The organism is Streptomyces sp. CA-179760 (assembly GCF_050937045.1).
In the GTDB taxonomy this organism is placed as follows: domain Bacteria; phylum Actinomycetota; class Actinomycetes; order Streptomycetales; family Streptomycetaceae; genus Streptomyces.
On sequence record NZ_JBNJLZ010000001.1, the window covers coordinates 1,515,964 to 1,529,965 of the forward strand.

Annotated in this window: 13 protein-coding genes and 1 pseudogene; 5 read left to right on the plus strand and 9 right to left on the minus strand. The window is 72.3% G+C overall.

Going from position 1 to position 14,002, the window contains the following annotated elements:
- Positions 1–58 precede the first annotated feature (58 nt).
- Positions 59–2,518 carry a SpoIIE family protein phosphatase gene (locus tag ACQEV8_RS06600; RefSeq protein WP_432958136.1) on the plus strand — a complete coding sequence of 820 codons (2,460 nt, stop codon included), beginning with the start codon at positions 59–61 and terminating at the stop codon, positions 2,516–2,518.
- 64 nt (positions 2,519–2,582) lie between these two features.
- Positions 2,583–3,821 carry a PP2C family protein-serine/threonine phosphatase gene (locus ACQEV8_RS06605; protein ID WP_432958138.1) on the plus strand — a complete coding sequence of 413 codons (1,239 nt, stop codon included), beginning with the start codon at positions 2,583–2,585 and terminating at the stop codon, positions 3,819–3,821.
- 16 nt (positions 3,822–3,837) lie between these two features.
- On the opposite strand, the pseudogene ACQEV8_RS06610 reads toward ACQEV8_RS06605, so the two are convergent.
- Positions 3,838–4,292: pseudogene (locus ACQEV8_RS06610) on the minus strand (RpiB/LacA/LacB family sugar-phosphate isomerase).
- 323 nt (positions 4,293–4,615) lie between these two features.
- Between ACQEV8_RS06610 and ACQEV8_RS06615 the strand changes: the two are divergent.
- Together ACQEV8_RS06615 and ACQEV8_RS06620 are read left to right on the plus strand one after the other, a co-directional pair.
- Positions 4,616–5,335, plus strand: a complete 720-nt coding sequence (locus ACQEV8_RS06615; RefSeq protein ID WP_432958140.1) for a lysophospholipid acyltransferase family protein — start codon at positions 4,616–4,618, stop codon at positions 5,333–5,335.
- Between the two features lie 60 nt (positions 5,336–5,395).
- Complete coding sequence (locus tag ACQEV8_RS06620; RefSeq protein WP_432958142.1) at positions 5,396–6,430, plus strand: NAD-dependent epimerase/dehydratase family protein; 1,035 nt, start codon at positions 5,396–5,398, stop codon at positions 6,428–6,430.
- Between the two features lie 49 nt (positions 6,431–6,479).
- On the opposite strand, the gene ACQEV8_RS06625 is transcribed toward ACQEV8_RS06620, so the two are convergent.
- From ACQEV8_RS06625 to ACQEV8_RS06660, 8 genes are all read right to left on the minus strand, one after another.
- On the minus strand, positions 6,480–8,081 hold the full coding sequence (locus ACQEV8_RS06625) for an alpha/beta hydrolase (RefSeq protein ID WP_432958144.1): 1,602 nt from the start codon (positions 8,079–8,081) through the stop codon (positions 6,480–6,482).
- Positions 8,082–8,221: 140 nt separating this feature from the next.
- On the minus strand, positions 8,222–8,995 hold the full coding sequence (locus ACQEV8_RS06630; protein WP_432958145.1) for an urease accessory protein UreD: 774 nt from the start codon (positions 8,993–8,995) through the stop codon (positions 8,222–8,224).
- Entirely contained in the window at positions 8,983–9,660 is a 678-nt protein-coding gene (gene ureG, locus ACQEV8_RS06635; RefSeq protein ID WP_432972487.1) for an urease accessory protein UreG, read from the minus strand. The genes ACQEV8_RS06630 and ureG overlap by 13 nt, the downstream gene beginning before the upstream one ends.
- A 151-nt stretch (positions 9,661–9,811) precedes the next feature.
- Positions 9,812–10,486, minus strand: a complete 675-nt coding sequence (locus tag ACQEV8_RS06640; protein ID WP_432958146.1) for an urease accessory protein UreF — start codon at positions 10,484–10,486, stop codon at positions 9,812–9,814.
- Positions 10,486–12,207, minus strand: coding sequence for an urease subunit alpha (locus ACQEV8_RS06645; protein WP_432958147.1), 1,722 nt, complete (start codon positions 12,205–12,207; stop codon positions 10,486–10,488). The genes ACQEV8_RS06640 and ACQEV8_RS06645 overlap by 1 nt, the downstream gene beginning before the upstream one ends.
- Positions 12,200–12,511 (minus strand): urease subunit beta, encoded by a 312-nt coding sequence (locus tag ACQEV8_RS06650; RefSeq protein ID WP_382487300.1) that lies wholly within the window; start codon positions 12,509–12,511, stop codon positions 12,200–12,202. Before ACQEV8_RS06650 ends, ACQEV8_RS06645 begins: the two co-directional genes overlap by 8 nt.
- 12 nt (positions 12,512–12,523) lie before the next feature.
- Positions 12,524–12,826, minus strand: a complete 303-nt coding sequence (locus ACQEV8_RS06655; RefSeq protein WP_432958149.1) for an urease subunit gamma — start codon at positions 12,824–12,826, stop codon at positions 12,524–12,526.
- Between the two features lie 156 nt (positions 12,827–12,982).
- Entirely contained in the window at positions 12,983–13,270 is a 288-nt protein-coding gene (locus ACQEV8_RS06660; RefSeq protein ID WP_432958150.1) for a type II toxin-antitoxin system Phd/YefM family antitoxin, read from the minus strand.
- An 89-nt stretch (positions 13,271–13,359) separates the two neighbouring features.
- Here ACQEV8_RS06660 and ACQEV8_RS06665 point away from each other — a divergent pair, with 89 nt between their 5' ends.
- Complete coding sequence (locus ACQEV8_RS06665; protein WP_432958152.1) at positions 13,360–13,995, plus strand: ATP-dependent Clp protease proteolytic subunit; 636 nt, start codon at positions 13,360–13,362, stop codon at positions 13,993–13,995.
- Positions 13,996–14,002: the final 7 nt, after the last annotated feature.

The following is a 14,002-nucleotide window of genomic DNA, read 5'->3' on the forward strand; positions in this document are numbered from 1 at the left end:
AAGGGTGAAGATGGGGGCAAGAGGTGGTAGACCACTCTCAGCGACAGAGAGGTCGGCCGTGGGCCCACACGAGGAGTACGGGTTTGCCCGGCGGCGGTTCGACGTGGCCGACGCCGTGCCCCTGTTGCTCGATCCGCAGGGCATGGTGACGGGCTGGACCGACGACGCCCGGCGGCTGCTGGCATACCCGGCAGCCGAGGCGGTCGGCAGGAAGCTGTCCGATCTGCTGGCCGCCGAGGACGCGGAGCGCGTGCCGGACCTGGTCGAGCGCTGCCGCAGGGACGGCGGCTGGGCGGGGCTGCTGACGGCCCGCCGCAAGAACGGGCAGCCGGTGCGGGTCATGGCCCGGATCACCTCGACCGAGGAGACGCCCGGCGGCTCGCGCTGGCTGGTGCTCCTGTCGGAGCTGGGCCAGGCTCCCGGCTGGGACATGAGCCGCGCGGTGCTGGAACAGATGGTGGCCGGCGCCCCCGTCGGCATCGCCATCGTGGACACCGAGCTGCGTTTCGTGTGGTCCAACACCGCATTGGAGCAGTTCGGCGGCGGACCGGCACGGCGACGGCTCGGCCTGCGCTTCGCGGACGTCCAGCCGGGCATGGACGCCCAGGCGGTCGAGGCGCAGATGCGGCACGTCCTGGAGACCGGCGAGGCGGTCGTCGGGTACGAGCACGTAGGTCATGTGCGGTCGGCTCCGCTGCGCGAGACGGCGCACATGCTGTCGTTCACCCGGCTCGAGGACGACCGGGGGCACCCGATCGGCGTGTACTACACGGTCGTCGACATGACCGAGCGCCACCGCGCGCGGCAGCGGCTGGCACTCCTCGACCGGGCCGGCGAGAGCATCGGCCGCAGCCTGGACCTCATGCGCACCGCGCAGGAACTGGCCGACGTGGTCGTGCCGGGAGTGGCCGACTTCGTCACCGTGGATCTGCTGGAGACAGCACTGCGGGGCGCGGAGCTGGCTCCCGGGCCGCTCGCGGACACCGATGAGGTGGCACTGCGCCGCGCCGGCCAGCGGTCGGTGGCGGACGACCTCCCGGAGGGCGCCCTGCGGGTCGGCGACGTCGCGACGTACCTCGCCGGGTCGCCCCCGGTCCGCTGCCTGACCACGGGACGGTCCTGGCGCGCGGACCGGCTCGATCCGGTGACCCGGGAGTGGGCCACGGACCTCCCGGAGGGCCGCCGGACCTTCACGTTCCTGGAGCTGGACCTGTACAGCGTGATGACCGTGCCGATCCGGTCGCGGGGCACGACCCTGGGCGTCACCAGCTTCTTCCGGCGCCACCGCCGGGAGCCCTTCGACGAGGAGGATCTGCACCTGGCCGAGGACCTCGTCGCTCGCGCGGCCGTCTGCCTGGACAACGCCCGGCGCTACACCCGCGAGCGTGACGCCGCCCTCGTCCTGCAGCGCAGTCTGCTCCCCCACCGGCTGCCCGAGCAGGACGCCGCCGAGGTGGCCGCGTGCTACCGGCCGGCCGACGAGCTGACCGGCCTGGGCGGCGACTGGTACGACCTCATCCCGCTGTCCGGCGGCCGCGTCGCGCTCGTGGTGGGCGAGGTGCCCGGGCACGGCATCGACGCCGCCGCGGCCATGGGCCAGCTGCGGACCGCCGTGAGGACGCTGGCCGCACTGGATCTGCCGCCCGAGGAGGTGCTGGCGCACCTCGACGACCTGGTGGCGCGGTCGGCGCGGGAGCAGGGCGTCGAACCGGGCGCGGGCGACAGCGGGCGGTCGTCCGTGGGCTCCGGGTGCCTGTACGTGGTCTACGACCCGGTCGACGGCGGCTGCACGATGGCGGCCGCGGGCCACCCCGCCCCGGCCGTGGTCGCGCCCGACCGCACGGTCACGTTCGTCGATCTCCCGCAGGGGCCGCCGCTCGGCGTGGGCGGCCCTCCCTTCGAGGCGGTCGAACTGTCCCTCGCGGAGGGCAGCACGCTCGCCCTGCACACCGACGGGCTGCTGGCCCGGGGCGAGACCACCTGGGCCGTCGACACGGGCCGGGAACGGCTGCGCAGGGCGCTGGAACAGGCGGGCCCGCTCGAGTCGCACTGCCTGACCGTGGTCGACGCGCTGGTCCCGGCGCGCCCGTACGACGACGTGGCCCTGCTGATGGCCCGGACGAAGCGGCTCGGCACCGAGCAGGTCGCGGCCTGGGACCTGCCCTCCGATCCGGCCGTCGTCGCCGACGCCCGCCGCACGGCCACCCGGCAGCTGGCGCACTGGGGTCTGGACGAGCTGGTGTTCACCACGGAACTGGTGGTGAGCGAGCTGGTCACCAACGCCATCCGGTACGCCACCGGCTCGATCCGGCTCCGGCTGATCCGGGAGCGCGCCCTGGTCTGCGAGGTGTTCGACGGCGGTGCCACCGCGCCCCATCTGCGCCATCCCCGTACGACGGACGAGGGCGGGCGCGGACTGCTGCTGGTCTCCCAGCTGACCCAGCGGTGGGGCACCCGGTTCGTCCCCGACGGGAAGATCATCTGGGCGGAGCAGTCGCTCACGGACGTCACGGAGTGAAACACGGGCCAGGTACGGCCATACCGTGTGAAAATAGTGTGATCCCGGCAGTGGTGAGGCGACCATGACGGATTCGGAGATCGACTACGCGGCGGTGTTCCAGGCCCTGCCCGGCATGGTGGCGCTGCTGACGCCGGAGCTGGTGTACGCGGACGTCAACGAGGAGTTCGTCCGGGTGTCCGGCCGCTCCCGCGAGCAGCTGATCGGCCGCTATCTGTTCGACGTCTTCCCCGACAACCCCAATGACCCGGCCGCGACGGGCATGCGCAACCTGGAGGCCTCGCTGTACCGGGTCCTGGCGACCGGGGAGCGCGACGCCATGGCCCTGCAGCGCTACGACGTCGAGGATCCCGAGCGCCCCGGGGAGTGGGAGGAGCGCTACTGGAGTCCGGTGAACGCGCCACTGCCCGGCCCCGACGGCAAGGTCGGGCTGATCCTGCACCGCGTCGAGGAGGTCACGGAGCTGATCCGGGCCCGGGGCCGCTCCGGGGGGAGCCGGGGCAGCCGGGCCCGGGTCCTGGAAGCCGAGCTGTACACCCGCGCCCGTGAGCTTCAGGAGCTCAACGACCGGCTGCGTCAGGCGCACTCCCGGGAGCGGGAGGTGGCCCTGGCCCTGCAGGAGGCGATGCTGCCCGCACCCCGGCAGGTGGGCCACCACCGGGCGGCCGTCCGGTACCGGCCCGCCGTGGGCGCGCTCAACGTGTGCGGGGACTGGTACGACCTGGTCGATCTGGTGGGCGGTGACCGGATCGGCGTGGCCGTGGGCGACGTGGTCGGTCACGGACTGGCGGCCGCCGGCGTCATGGGACAGCTGCGCAGTGCGCTCAGCGCGGCCTCCCGGGTCGCCGCGGGGCCCGCCCAGGCCCTGGACGTACTGGGGCGCTACGCCCACGTGATCGACGGGGCCGAGTCGGCGACTGCCGTGACGACCTTCATCGACTGCGTCCGGCAGGTCATCACCTACAGCAGCGCCGGCCATCCGCCGCCCGTGCTGGTCCACCGCGACGGACGCACGGAGTTCCTCGACCAGGCCACGGACACGCCGCTCGACGCCCGCCCGGACCCGATCCCGAGACCCCAGGCCGAGACCACTTTCGTGCCGGGCGCCACGCTCGTGCTCTACACCGACGGCCTGATCGAACGGCGTCGGGAGGACATCGACACGGGCCTGGACCGGCTCGCCGACGCCCTGCGCGTCCACCGGGACCAGGATCCCGAGACCCTCGCCGACACCGTCCTGCTGGAACTGCTGCCGTCCGGCGGCGCCACCGACGACACCGCCCTGGTCATCGTGCGGCTGTGACCGGGGGTCTGTCGCCCTACAGCCGGTTCCGTCCGTGATCGAGCAGCCGGACGCGGTCCACGTTCTGCCGGTCCTCGGTGTCGCCGCTGGGCTCGCCCGCGAACCACGCGTCGAGGATCTCCGTCAGCAGCGGCTCGGACGTCAGCCGCAGGCTGAGCGCGAGGACGTTGGCGTCGTTCCAGCGGCGGGCCCCGTCGGCCGTGTAGGCGTCCGTGCACAGCGCGGCGCGCACGCCGGGCACCTTGTTGGCCGCGATCGAGGCACCCGTGCCGGTCCAGCAGCACACCACGGCCTGGTCGGCCGTCCCGTCGGCGACCTCGCGGGCCGCGGCCTCCGAGCACACGGCCCACTGCGGGTCGCCGCCGGAGCGCAGCGCGCCGTGCGGGCGCACCTCGTGCCCCCGGCCCGCAGCGCGGCCACGAGGGCGCGGGCGACGGGCTCGTCCATGTCCGAGGAGACAGAGATCCGCATGCTTCGCAGACTACTCGCCCGGGCCGCAAGAACCAGCGGTTGGCCAGGCACCCTTCACATCCCGGCCATGCCACCCGTTCGGCTTGCCGATCACCCGGACGGACCAGCACGCTGATCCCGCGGCCCTCCCCAGCCGCATGAGCACCACCGGACACCCCGCCTGCCTGACTGACCGTCAGTCAATAGGTGAAGGATCGACGCGGTCCCGCCGCACGAGGTGCCCGGCGGCTGCGCCTGCACCTACACTGGCACCCCACGACACGCCGGTTGACCTGCTGGAACGCGGCGGTTGAGTTCACCGCCAGAGTCGAGGAGCGCCCGCTTTGTTCTACTACCTGCTGAAATACGTGCTGCTGGGCCCGCTGCTGCGACTGGTCTTCCGCCCTCGAATAGAGGGTCTGGAGCACGTGCCGTCGGAGGGCGCCGCCATCGTCGCCGGCAATCACCTGTCGTTCTCGGACCATTTCCTGATGCCCGCGATCCTCAAGCGGCGCATCACCTTCCTCGCGAAGGCCGAGTACTTCACGGGACCGGGCCTCAAGGGCAGGCTGACGGCCTTCTTCTTCCGCAGCGCGGGGCAGATCCCGGTCGACCGGTCGGGCAAGGACGCGGGCCAGGCCGCGATCCGCGAGGGCCTCGGCGTGCTGAGCAAGGGCGAGTTGCTCGGCATCTACCCCGAGGGCACGCGCTCGCACGACGGCCGGCTCTACAAGGGCAAGGTCGGTGTGGCCGTGATGGCCCTCAAGGCCGGCGTCCCGGTGATCCCCTGCGCGATGATCGGCACTTTCGAGGCCCAGCCGCCCGGCAAGGTCATTCCCAACATCCACCCCGTCGTGATCCGTTTCGGCAAGCCCCTCGACTTCTCCCGCTATGAAGGCATGGAGAACGAGAAGGCCATCCTGCGCGCCATCACCGACGAGCTCATGTACGCGATCCTCTCCCTGTCGGAGCAGGAGTACGTGGACCAGTACGCGGCCGTCGTGAAGGCCGAGGAGGCCGCCGCCGCGAAGGAGCGGAAGTTCCCGCGCATGCCGCTCAGTTGAGGCCTCTGCTGTCGGCAGAACCGCAGGTGGCCCGGCCCTCGGCCGCCATACGGTCGTCGTATGACACGTGCTGTGGTGATCGGGGCGACGGGACAGATCGGGCGGGTGGCCGTGGGCGCGCTGGCCCGGGACGGCTGGGAGGTGACAGCCGTCTCGCGGGGCGGCGGCCGGGACCCCCGGTGGCCGGACGGCGTGCGGGCCGTGCGGGCCGACCGGGAGGATGACGCGGCGCTGTCGGCGGCGGTCGGTGACGGCTGCGACGTCCTGGTGGACATGGTGGCGTTCGGCGCCGGGCACGCACGGCAGTTGACGGGGCTGGCCGGGCGGGTCGGCTCGGCCGTGGTGATCTCCAGCGTGTCCGTGTACGAGGACGACCGGGGCCGCGGCTTCGACACACAGAGCGAGCCCGGGGGCTTTCCCGAGTACCCGGTGCCGCTGACGGAGGACCAGCGCACGGTGCCACCGGGCGACGCCTCGTACAGCACCCGGAAGGCGGCGCTGGAGCGCGAACTCCTCGCGGCGGGCGACCGGTTGCCGACCACGCTGCTGCGCGCGGGCGCCATCCACGGAGCGTACTGCCAAGGCCCGCGGGAGCTGTACGTGGTGAAGCGGAACCTCGACGGCCGGAAGCGGCGCGTGCTCGCCTACGGCGGCGAGAGCCGGTTCCATCCGGCGAGCGTCCACACGCTCGCCGAGCTGATCCGGCTGGCCGCCGCCCGGCCGGGTGCCCGCGTCCTGAACGCCGTGGACCCGGACGCGCCGACGGTGGCCCGGATCGCGGCGGAGATCGACGCGGTGATGGGTGTGAAGACCGAGGACGTGCTCGTGGACGGCCCACCGCCCCCGTCCGGCGTGGGCGACACGCCCTGGTCGGTACCGGCGCCGGTGGTGTGCGACATGTCGGCGGCGGAACGCGAGCTGGGCTACCGGGCGGTGGTGCGGTACGCGGACACCCTGCCGGAGACGATCGCCTGGATCGAGGAACAACTCGCCGGGCGGGACTGGCGGGAGGCGTACCCGAAGATGGTCCAGGCGTACGGCGACCTCTTCGACTACGCGGCGGAGGACGCCTGGCTGGCGGAAAGGGACGGCTGAGGGGGCGGCCGGACGACCGCCCCCCACTGTGACTACGGCTTGGCCGTGACTACGGCTTGGGCGTGGCGTGCGGTGCGCAGGTCACGTCGCGGCGGTCCAGCTCGCCGGTGAGCAGGTAGGTGTCCACCCGCTCGTTGACGCACGGGTTGACCAGCCCGGCGACGCCGTGCGAACCGGCGTCCTTCTCGGTGATCAGGCGGGAGCCCTTGAACCGCTTGTGCAGTTCGACGGCGCCCTCGTACGGCGTCGCGGCGTCATGCTCCGACTGGACGATGAGCACGCCGGGCAGGCCCTTGCCGCTCTTGACGTTCAGCGGCGTGTGCTGCTTGGCCGGCCAGGTGGCGCACGGCAGGTTCATCCAGGCGTTGGCCCAGGTCATGAACGGGTGGTCCCGGTGCAGCCGGGTGTTGTCCCGGTCCCAGGTGCGCCAGCTCGTGGGCCACTTGGCGTCGGCGCACTCCACGGCCGTGTAGACGGCGTTGCCGTTCTCGGCGGAGGCGTTGCCCGCGGTGTCGGACAGGTCGGGGGCCGCGGCGTCGATCAGCGCCTGGGTGTCTCCGGCGGCGTACTTGCTGAAGACCGAGGCGACCGGGGCCCACGAGGAGTCGTAGTACGGGGCGCTCTGGAAGAAGGAGATCAGCTCGGCCGGGCCGACGACCCCGCCGAGGGGGTTCTTCTTCGCCGTGGCGCGCAGCTCCAGCCACTTGGCCTGGACGTCGGCGCGGGTGGTGCCGAGATGGTAGGTCGCGTCGTTTTTCGCGACCCAGTCCTGCCAGTCCTTCCAGCGGCCCTCGAAGGCGACGTCCTGGTCCAGGTTGGCCTGGTACCAGATCTTGTCCCGGGACGGGTTGACGACGCTGTCGACGACCATCCGGCGCACATGGCCCGGGAAGAGGGTGCCGTAGACGGCGCCCAGGTAGGTGCCGTAGGAGACACCGAGGAAGTTGAGCTTCTTCTCGCCGAGGGCGGCGCGGATGACGTCGAGGTCGCGCGCGGTGTTCGGCGTGGTCATGTGCGGCAGCATCGCGCCGCTGCGCTCCTGGCAGCCCTCGGCGTACTCGCGGGCCAGCTTGCGCTGGGCGAGCTTGTCGGCCTCGGAGCCGGGCACCGGGTCCATCTTGGGTGCCTTGACGAACTCCTGCGGGTCGACGCAGGAGATGGGCGCCGACTTGCCGACGCCACGCGGGTCGAAGCCCACGAAGTCGTAGGCCTTGGCGGCGTTGGCCCACACCGGGTTCTTGCTGGTGACCCGGGCGGGGAAACGCAGTCCGGAGCCGCCGGGGCCGCCGGGGTTGTAGAGCAGCGCGCCCTGCCGCTCGGCCTTCGTGCCCGTGTTGCCGATGCGGTCGACGGCGAGCTTGATCTGCTTGCCGTGCGGCTTGGCGTAGTCGAGCGGCACGGTGACGTACCCGCACTGGATCGGCTTGGCCAGGTTCCAGTCGGCGGGACAGTCCTGCCAGTCGACACCGGCCTTCGCGGCCCGGGCGGCGGCGACCGCGGCGCCCCTCGCCTCACGGTCCTGGCCGTGGCGGGTGCCCGAGCTCGCGTTCGCCGTGGGCGCCGCGACGGCGCCGGCTATCAGCGTGGCCGTGACGAGTGCTCCGGCCGAACCGAGCGCCGCCACCCGCCTCTTCGGTCTCGTACCCCTCAAGGGGGACCTCCCCGTACATCGTTGCGATCAGTACGGGGATCCTCGCGGCTGTGAGGTCGCTGAGAACAGGGTCCGTCGCGCTTCTTTGCCAATCCGATAAACGGAGAACGGCTACTGTTCTACGGACGCCTGAACGAGCGTTACGCGAGGGACGCCAGTGCCTCGTCGAGCAGCCGCCGCAGCCGCAACGCGTCCGGCGCCACGGCGGTCACCAGCGCGGCGGGGCCGGCGAGCGGCACGACCGTTGCCCCCTCCCCCAGCGCCCGGGCCGCCACCGGCCTGTCGGCGAACTCCGGCCGTACGACGATCAGTTGCCCGACCGCCCGGTGCCCCGCGAGGACGGCGGGCCCGTCCCAGCCGCCCGGCGCGCCGGGCCCGCAGGCCAGCTCCTGGTCGAGCGTCACCCGTTCGGCGATCCGTACGGTCAGACGGCTCGTCAGCCGTCCGGGTTCCTCCCCGGCACGCCCGAGCACCTGCTCCTCGCGCAGCACGAGCCGGGCTGTGGCGGCGAGGTCGACGCGGGTCGTGACGTACAGGTCGCTGCCCTGGGCGGAGATCAACTGCTCCGGCAGCCAGAGCAGTTCGGCCCCGTCGGCCACCTTGAGCCGCACGTCGTAGCGTGCCTCGCGCTTCGACTGCCCCGGCAGTGCCATGGTGGCGGCGGCCGACCCGACCGACAGCCGGGCCTCCTCCTCCACCCGGGCTTCCACCGTGAAGTGGTCGCCGCCGAGCGGCCCGCTCATCGCGCCGACGAGCATGACCCGCGCCTCGGGGCCGGCGGCCCGGGTGCGCCGCAGCGCCAGGGGCCCGTCGCTCTCCAGCACGGGCAGGGAGGTCCCGCCCCGGCCGTCGTCCCGGGCGACGATCCGCGCGACGGACCGCACCCCGCCGCCGTGCGCGCTCACGCCGTCCACGCGGCCAGCTGTGCCCGCACCCACGCGGCGACTTCCGATACTCCGGCCTCGCTCCGCAACGACTGGAAGACCACCGGCAGTTCGGCCCGCTGCGCCTTGGCGTCGGCGGCCATGCGCGCGAGGTCCGAGCCGACGTGCGGTGCGAGGTCGGTCTTGTTGACGATGAGCAGGTCGGCGGTGGTCACGCCCGGCCCGCCCTTGCGTGGGATGTCATCGCCCCCGGCCACGTCGATCACGAAGATCTGCGCGTCGACCAGCCCCTTGGAGAAGGTCGCGGTGAGGTTGTCCCCGCCGGACTCCACAAGGACCAGGTCCAGTGGCCCGACGGCGTCCTCCAGGTCCTCCACCGCTTCCAGGTTGGCCGAGATGTCGTCCCGGATCGCGGTGTGCGGGCAGGCGCCCGTCTCCACGGCGGTGATCCGCTCGGGCGGCAGCACGGCTTCCCGGAGCAGGAACTCGGCGTCCTCCCGGGTGTAGATGTCATTGGTGACGACCGCGAGCGACAGCTCGTCCCGCAGCGACCGGCAGAGCGCGGCGACGGTGGCGGTCTTTCCTGACCCGACGGGTCCGCCGAGGCCGATGCGGAGCGCTCTGCGGGTGCCGTCAGGTCGACGGGCGTCGGCACTTACGGCGGTGGGGGCGTCGTGGTTGTGGTCGAGGTGCATGTGCGGCTCCTGGTGGGGAGGGTCCTGGTTCGGGGCGACCGGGTTCGGGGTGGCGGGCGCGAGTTTCGGGGTGCGGGTGGGTGGGGGTTTCTCGCGCAGTTCCCCGCGCCCCTTCAAGGGAATCGTCCCGCTCGGCGTTGTCGGCAGGCAGCTACGAGGCGAACAGGCGTACCGGCCACCCCGCGTGCGCCTCCGCCCCGATCTCCAGCAGCGGTGCCGACGCGGCGGGCAGCGCGTCGACGCCTTCGTCGACCACCCTCCGCGCCGCCTCCACCGCCCGGTCCACGACCCGGTCCAGCTCCGGCGCCAGCCGGGCCAGCACCCCCGTCGCATCGAAGGGGTCCAGGCTCAGCAGCCGGACCGTCGCCGTGGCCGGGCCGCTCACGCTCTCGTAGGCCGCGCAGTACGCCGCGTCGACCGGTCCCAGTCCGGCCGCCCGGGCCGTCAGGCCGAGCACCACCGGCTGATGGGCGCCCTTGGGGAACTCGCGTGCCAGCGCGTCCAGTTCGGCGGACGGCCAGGTGGAACGGGCGGCTCGCATCAGCTGGCGCCCCAGCTTGCGCGCGGCGACCCGCAGCGCGGGCGAGGGCGTACGGGCGTCCGCGGCACGGTCCAGCGCGACGGGGTCGATCCCGAGCGCCGCGGCGGCGGAGAGTGCCGCGGCCACCGATCCGGCCGTGTGCAGTCGCCCCCGGCAGAAGTCGGCGAGGGTCGTCGCCCCCTTGATCCGCCCGGCCTTGACCGCGGCCTCGGCCCCGCCGGAGTGCGCGTGGCCGCCGGCGGGAAAGCGGCCGTCGGCCAGGACGAGGAGTGCGCCCCTGGACATCAGAAGAGGAAGTAACGCTGGGCCATGGGCAGTTCGGCCGCGGGCGCCGCCTCGACCGCTTCCCCGTCGATGTACACCGCGAAGCTGTCGGGATCGACCCGCACGTCCGGGCGCGCGTCGTTCTCCCGCATGTCGGCCTTGGTGACACCGCGCGTCGACTCGATCGCCGCGAACCGCTTGCCGAGCCCCAGCCGGTCCGGCAGCCCGTCCTCGAGCGCCAAGGGGGCGACGAAGTTAAGGGAGTTGGCGGCCGGTGCCCGCCCGATCGCCCCGTACATCGGGCGCGGCAGGATCGGCTGCGGCGTGGGGATCGAGGCGTTCGCGTCGCCCATCTGCGCGTAGGCGATCTGCCCGCCCTTGATGACGAGCTGCGGCTTGACGCCGAAGAACGCCGGCTCCCACAGCACGAGGTCGGCCAGCTTGCCGCTCTCGACCGATCCGATCTCCCGGGCCAGGCCCTGGGCGAGCGCGGGGTTGATCGTGTACTTGGCGACATAGCGACGGACCCGGCGGTTGTCGGCGCGTCCGTCCCCGGGCAGGGCACCCCGGCGCCGCTTCATCACGTGCGCGGTCTGCCAGGTCCGCATGACGACCTCGCCGACGCGCCCCATGGCCTGGGAGTCGGAGGAGATGATCGAGATCGCGCCCAGGTCGTGCAGCACGTCCTCGGCGCCGATCGTGGACGGCCGGATCCGGGACTCGGCGAAGGCCAGGTCCTCCGGCACAGCCGGATTGAGGTGGTGGCAGACCATCAGCATGTCGAGGTGTTCCTCGGCGGTGTTGACAGTGAACGGCCGGGTCGGATTGGTGGAGCTCGGCAGTACGTACGACTCGGACACCACGGTCATGATGTCCGGCGCGTGCCCGCCGCCCGCGCCCTCGGTGTGGTACGCGTGGATGCCCCGCCCGGCGATCGCGGCGAGCGTGTCGCCGACGAACCCGGCCTCGTTGAGCGTGTCCGTGTGGATGGCGACCTGGATGCCGGTCTGCTCGGCGACGGTCAGCGAGGCGTCGATGACAGCCGGGGTCGAGCCCCAGTCCTCGTGCAGCTTCAGGCCGAGCGCGCCGCCGCGGATCTGCGACAGCATCGCCTCGTGCGAGACGGTGTTGCCCTTGCCGAGCAGCCCGATGTTGAGCGGGAAGGCCTCCATCGCCTCCAGCATCCGGGCGAGATGCCAGGGGCCGGGGGTGACGGTGGTGGCCTTGGAGCCCTCGGCCGGGCCCGTGCCGCCGCCGACGAGGGTCGTGATGCCCGACGAGAGCGCCTCGTCGGCGATCTGCGGGCAGATGAAGTGGACGTGCGCGTCGATCGCGCCGGCCGTGAGGATCCGCCCGTTGCCGGCGATGATCTCGGTCTCCGGGCCGATGACCAGGTCCGGGTGGACGCCGTCCATGGTGTCGGGGTTGCCGGCCTTGCCGATGCCGGTGATCCGGCCGTCGCGGATGCCGACGTCGGCCTTGACGATCCCCCAGTGGTCGATGATCACCGCGCCGGTGATCACGGTGTCCGGGGTGCCCTCCGCTCGCGTGGCACGCGCCTGGCCCATGGACTCGCGGATGACCTTGCCGCCGCCGAACACGGCCTCGTCACCGGCGCGGCCGGGGCCGCCGGAGCGGTCCTCCTCGATCTCGACCAGCAGGTCGGTGTCGGCGAGCCGGATGCGGTCGCCGGTCGTCGGGCCGAACAGGTCGGCGTACGCGGCACGCGAGATCTCAGGCATCGAGGGCACCTCCGGTCTCACCGCGCAGACCGGGCACGACACGGGCGCCGGTGAGCGGAACGAGTTCGACGTCGACGGGGATCCCGGGTTCGAAACGCACGGCCGTGCCGGCGGCGACGTTCAGCCGCCTGCCGCGGGCCGCGGCGCGGTCGAACTCCAGGCCGGGGTTGGCCTCGGCGAAGTGGTAGTGGGAGCCGACCTGGACGGGCCGGTCGGCTGCGTTGAGGACGGTCAGCCGGGTGACCTCGCGGCCCTCGTTGTAGGCAATCGGGTCCTCGGCGAAGAGGATCTCTCCGGGAATCACGGCGGCTCCCCGTCAGACGATCGGGTCGTGGACGGTGACGAGCTTGGTGCCGTCCGGGAAGGTGGCCTCGACCTGGACGTCGTGGATCATCTCCGCGATGCCCTCCATGACGTCGTCCCTGGTGAGCAGCTTGCGCCCGGAGGACATGAGTTCGGCGACGGTACGGCCGTCACGGGCGCCTTCGAGGATGTGCGAGGTGATGAGCGCGACCGCCTCGGGATGGTTCAGCCTCAGCCCGCGGGCCCTGCGCTTCTCGGCCACGTCGGCGGCGACGTGAATCAGCAGTCTCTCTTGCTCGTGCGGGGTCAGTTGCACGTCCCACCTCACAGTCCTCGCTCCGGACCGTGCGGGGCCCGGCTGCCGCAGCCCCGGGGAAAAGCCCTGGTGGCGTGGCGGCAGGCTAGTTGGACCGGGTTTCGGGCACGTTAACCGAGCTGTGATCCTTCAGGCCTGTGAGGCCCGCCCGGAGAGCTACGCCGGGTTGGCCCCCCGATGTTCCGCCGCGATCCCGAACCGCTGCCGTTCGCGGGGAGCGGACGCGACGTCGCGGACCGTGGACACGGCGCTGATCACCTGCTCCTCGGCGGTCTCCGCGAGCTCCTGGGCCTCTTCGAGTCGGCGCAGGTCATCGGCCGAGACGAGGGCGACGAGCGGCTTGCCGTGCCGGGTGACGACGACGCGCTCGCCGGCGTACACCACGCGGTTGATCAGGTCGGCGAGCTCAGCCCTGGCTTGCGTCACCGGAATCTCGTAGGCCATGACCCCATCATAACGTGACGTACGTCCTGTACATTTTTTACAGAGGAAGTTGTCGCCGGAGACAGCTCTGCCGCGAGGAGGGGTTCGCCATGACCCGACCGTCCGCCCGTCACGTACTGCCCGAGTTCACCGAACGCACGAGTTCCGGGCAACGGACCATGGACCCGTACTCGAAGCTGCTGGAGGAGCGGATCGTCTTCCTCGGAGCTCCGGTGGACGAGATCTCGGCGAACGACGTGATGGCCCAGTTCATGTACCTCGAGCACCAGGCCCCGGACCGCGACATCCAGCTCTACATCAACTCCCCCGGCGGCGCGTTCCACGCGATGACGGCCCTCTACGACACGATGCGCTACGTCACGTGTGACGTGGAGACGGTCTGCCTGGGCCAGGCCGGGGCGGCCGCCACGGTGCTGCTGGCGGCGGGCACGCCCGGCAAGCGATCCATGCTGCCGGACGCCCGCCTGGTGATCCATCAGCCCGCCCTGCCCGAGCCCGTCCAGGGACAGGCCAGCGATCTGGCGATCCAGGCCGACGAGCTGACGCGGATCCGGACCCGCATGGAGGAGATGCTCGCGCGGCACACCGGCCGCACCCGGGAGCAGGTGAGCGAGGACATCGAGCGGGACAAGATCCTTACCGCCCGGGAGGCGGTGGAGTACGGCCTGGTGGACCGGATCGTGCCCAACCGCAAGGCCACCATGGCCGCGCCGACCGGAGAGTGAGCCGCCG

What these genes read in the sequence shown, in the direction of transcription:
- ACQEV8_RS06645 (WP_432958147.1), bottom strand. Translation starts at nt 12,207, where the DNA reads ATGCCTGAGATCTCGCGTGCCGCGTACGCCGACCTGTTCGGCCCGACG.
- ACQEV8_RS06640 (WP_432958146.1), bottom strand. Translation starts at nt 10,486, where the DNA reads ATGTCCAGGGGCGCACTCCTCGTCCTGGCCGACGGCCGCTTTCCCGCC.
- ACQEV8_RS06665 (WP_432958152.1), top strand. Translation starts at nt 13,360, where the DNA reads ATGACCCGACCGTCCGCCCGTCACGTACTGCCCGAGTTCACCGAACGC.
- ACQEV8_RS06660 (WP_432958150.1), bottom strand. Translation starts at nt 13,270, where the DNA reads ATGGCCTACGAGATTCCGGTGACGCAAGCCAGGGCTGAGCTCGCCGAC.
- ACQEV8_RS06620 (WP_432958142.1), top strand. Translation starts at nt 5,396, where the DNA reads ATGACACGTGCTGTGGTGATCGGGGCGACGGGACAGATCGGGCGGGTG.
- ACQEV8_RS06605 (WP_432958138.1), top strand. Translation starts at nt 2,583, where the DNA reads ATGACGGATTCGGAGATCGACTACGCGGCGGTGTTCCAGGCCCTGCCC.
- ureG (WP_432972487.1), bottom strand. Translation starts at nt 9,660, where the DNA reads ATGCACCTCGACCACAACCACGACGCCCCCACCGCCGTAAGTGCCGAC.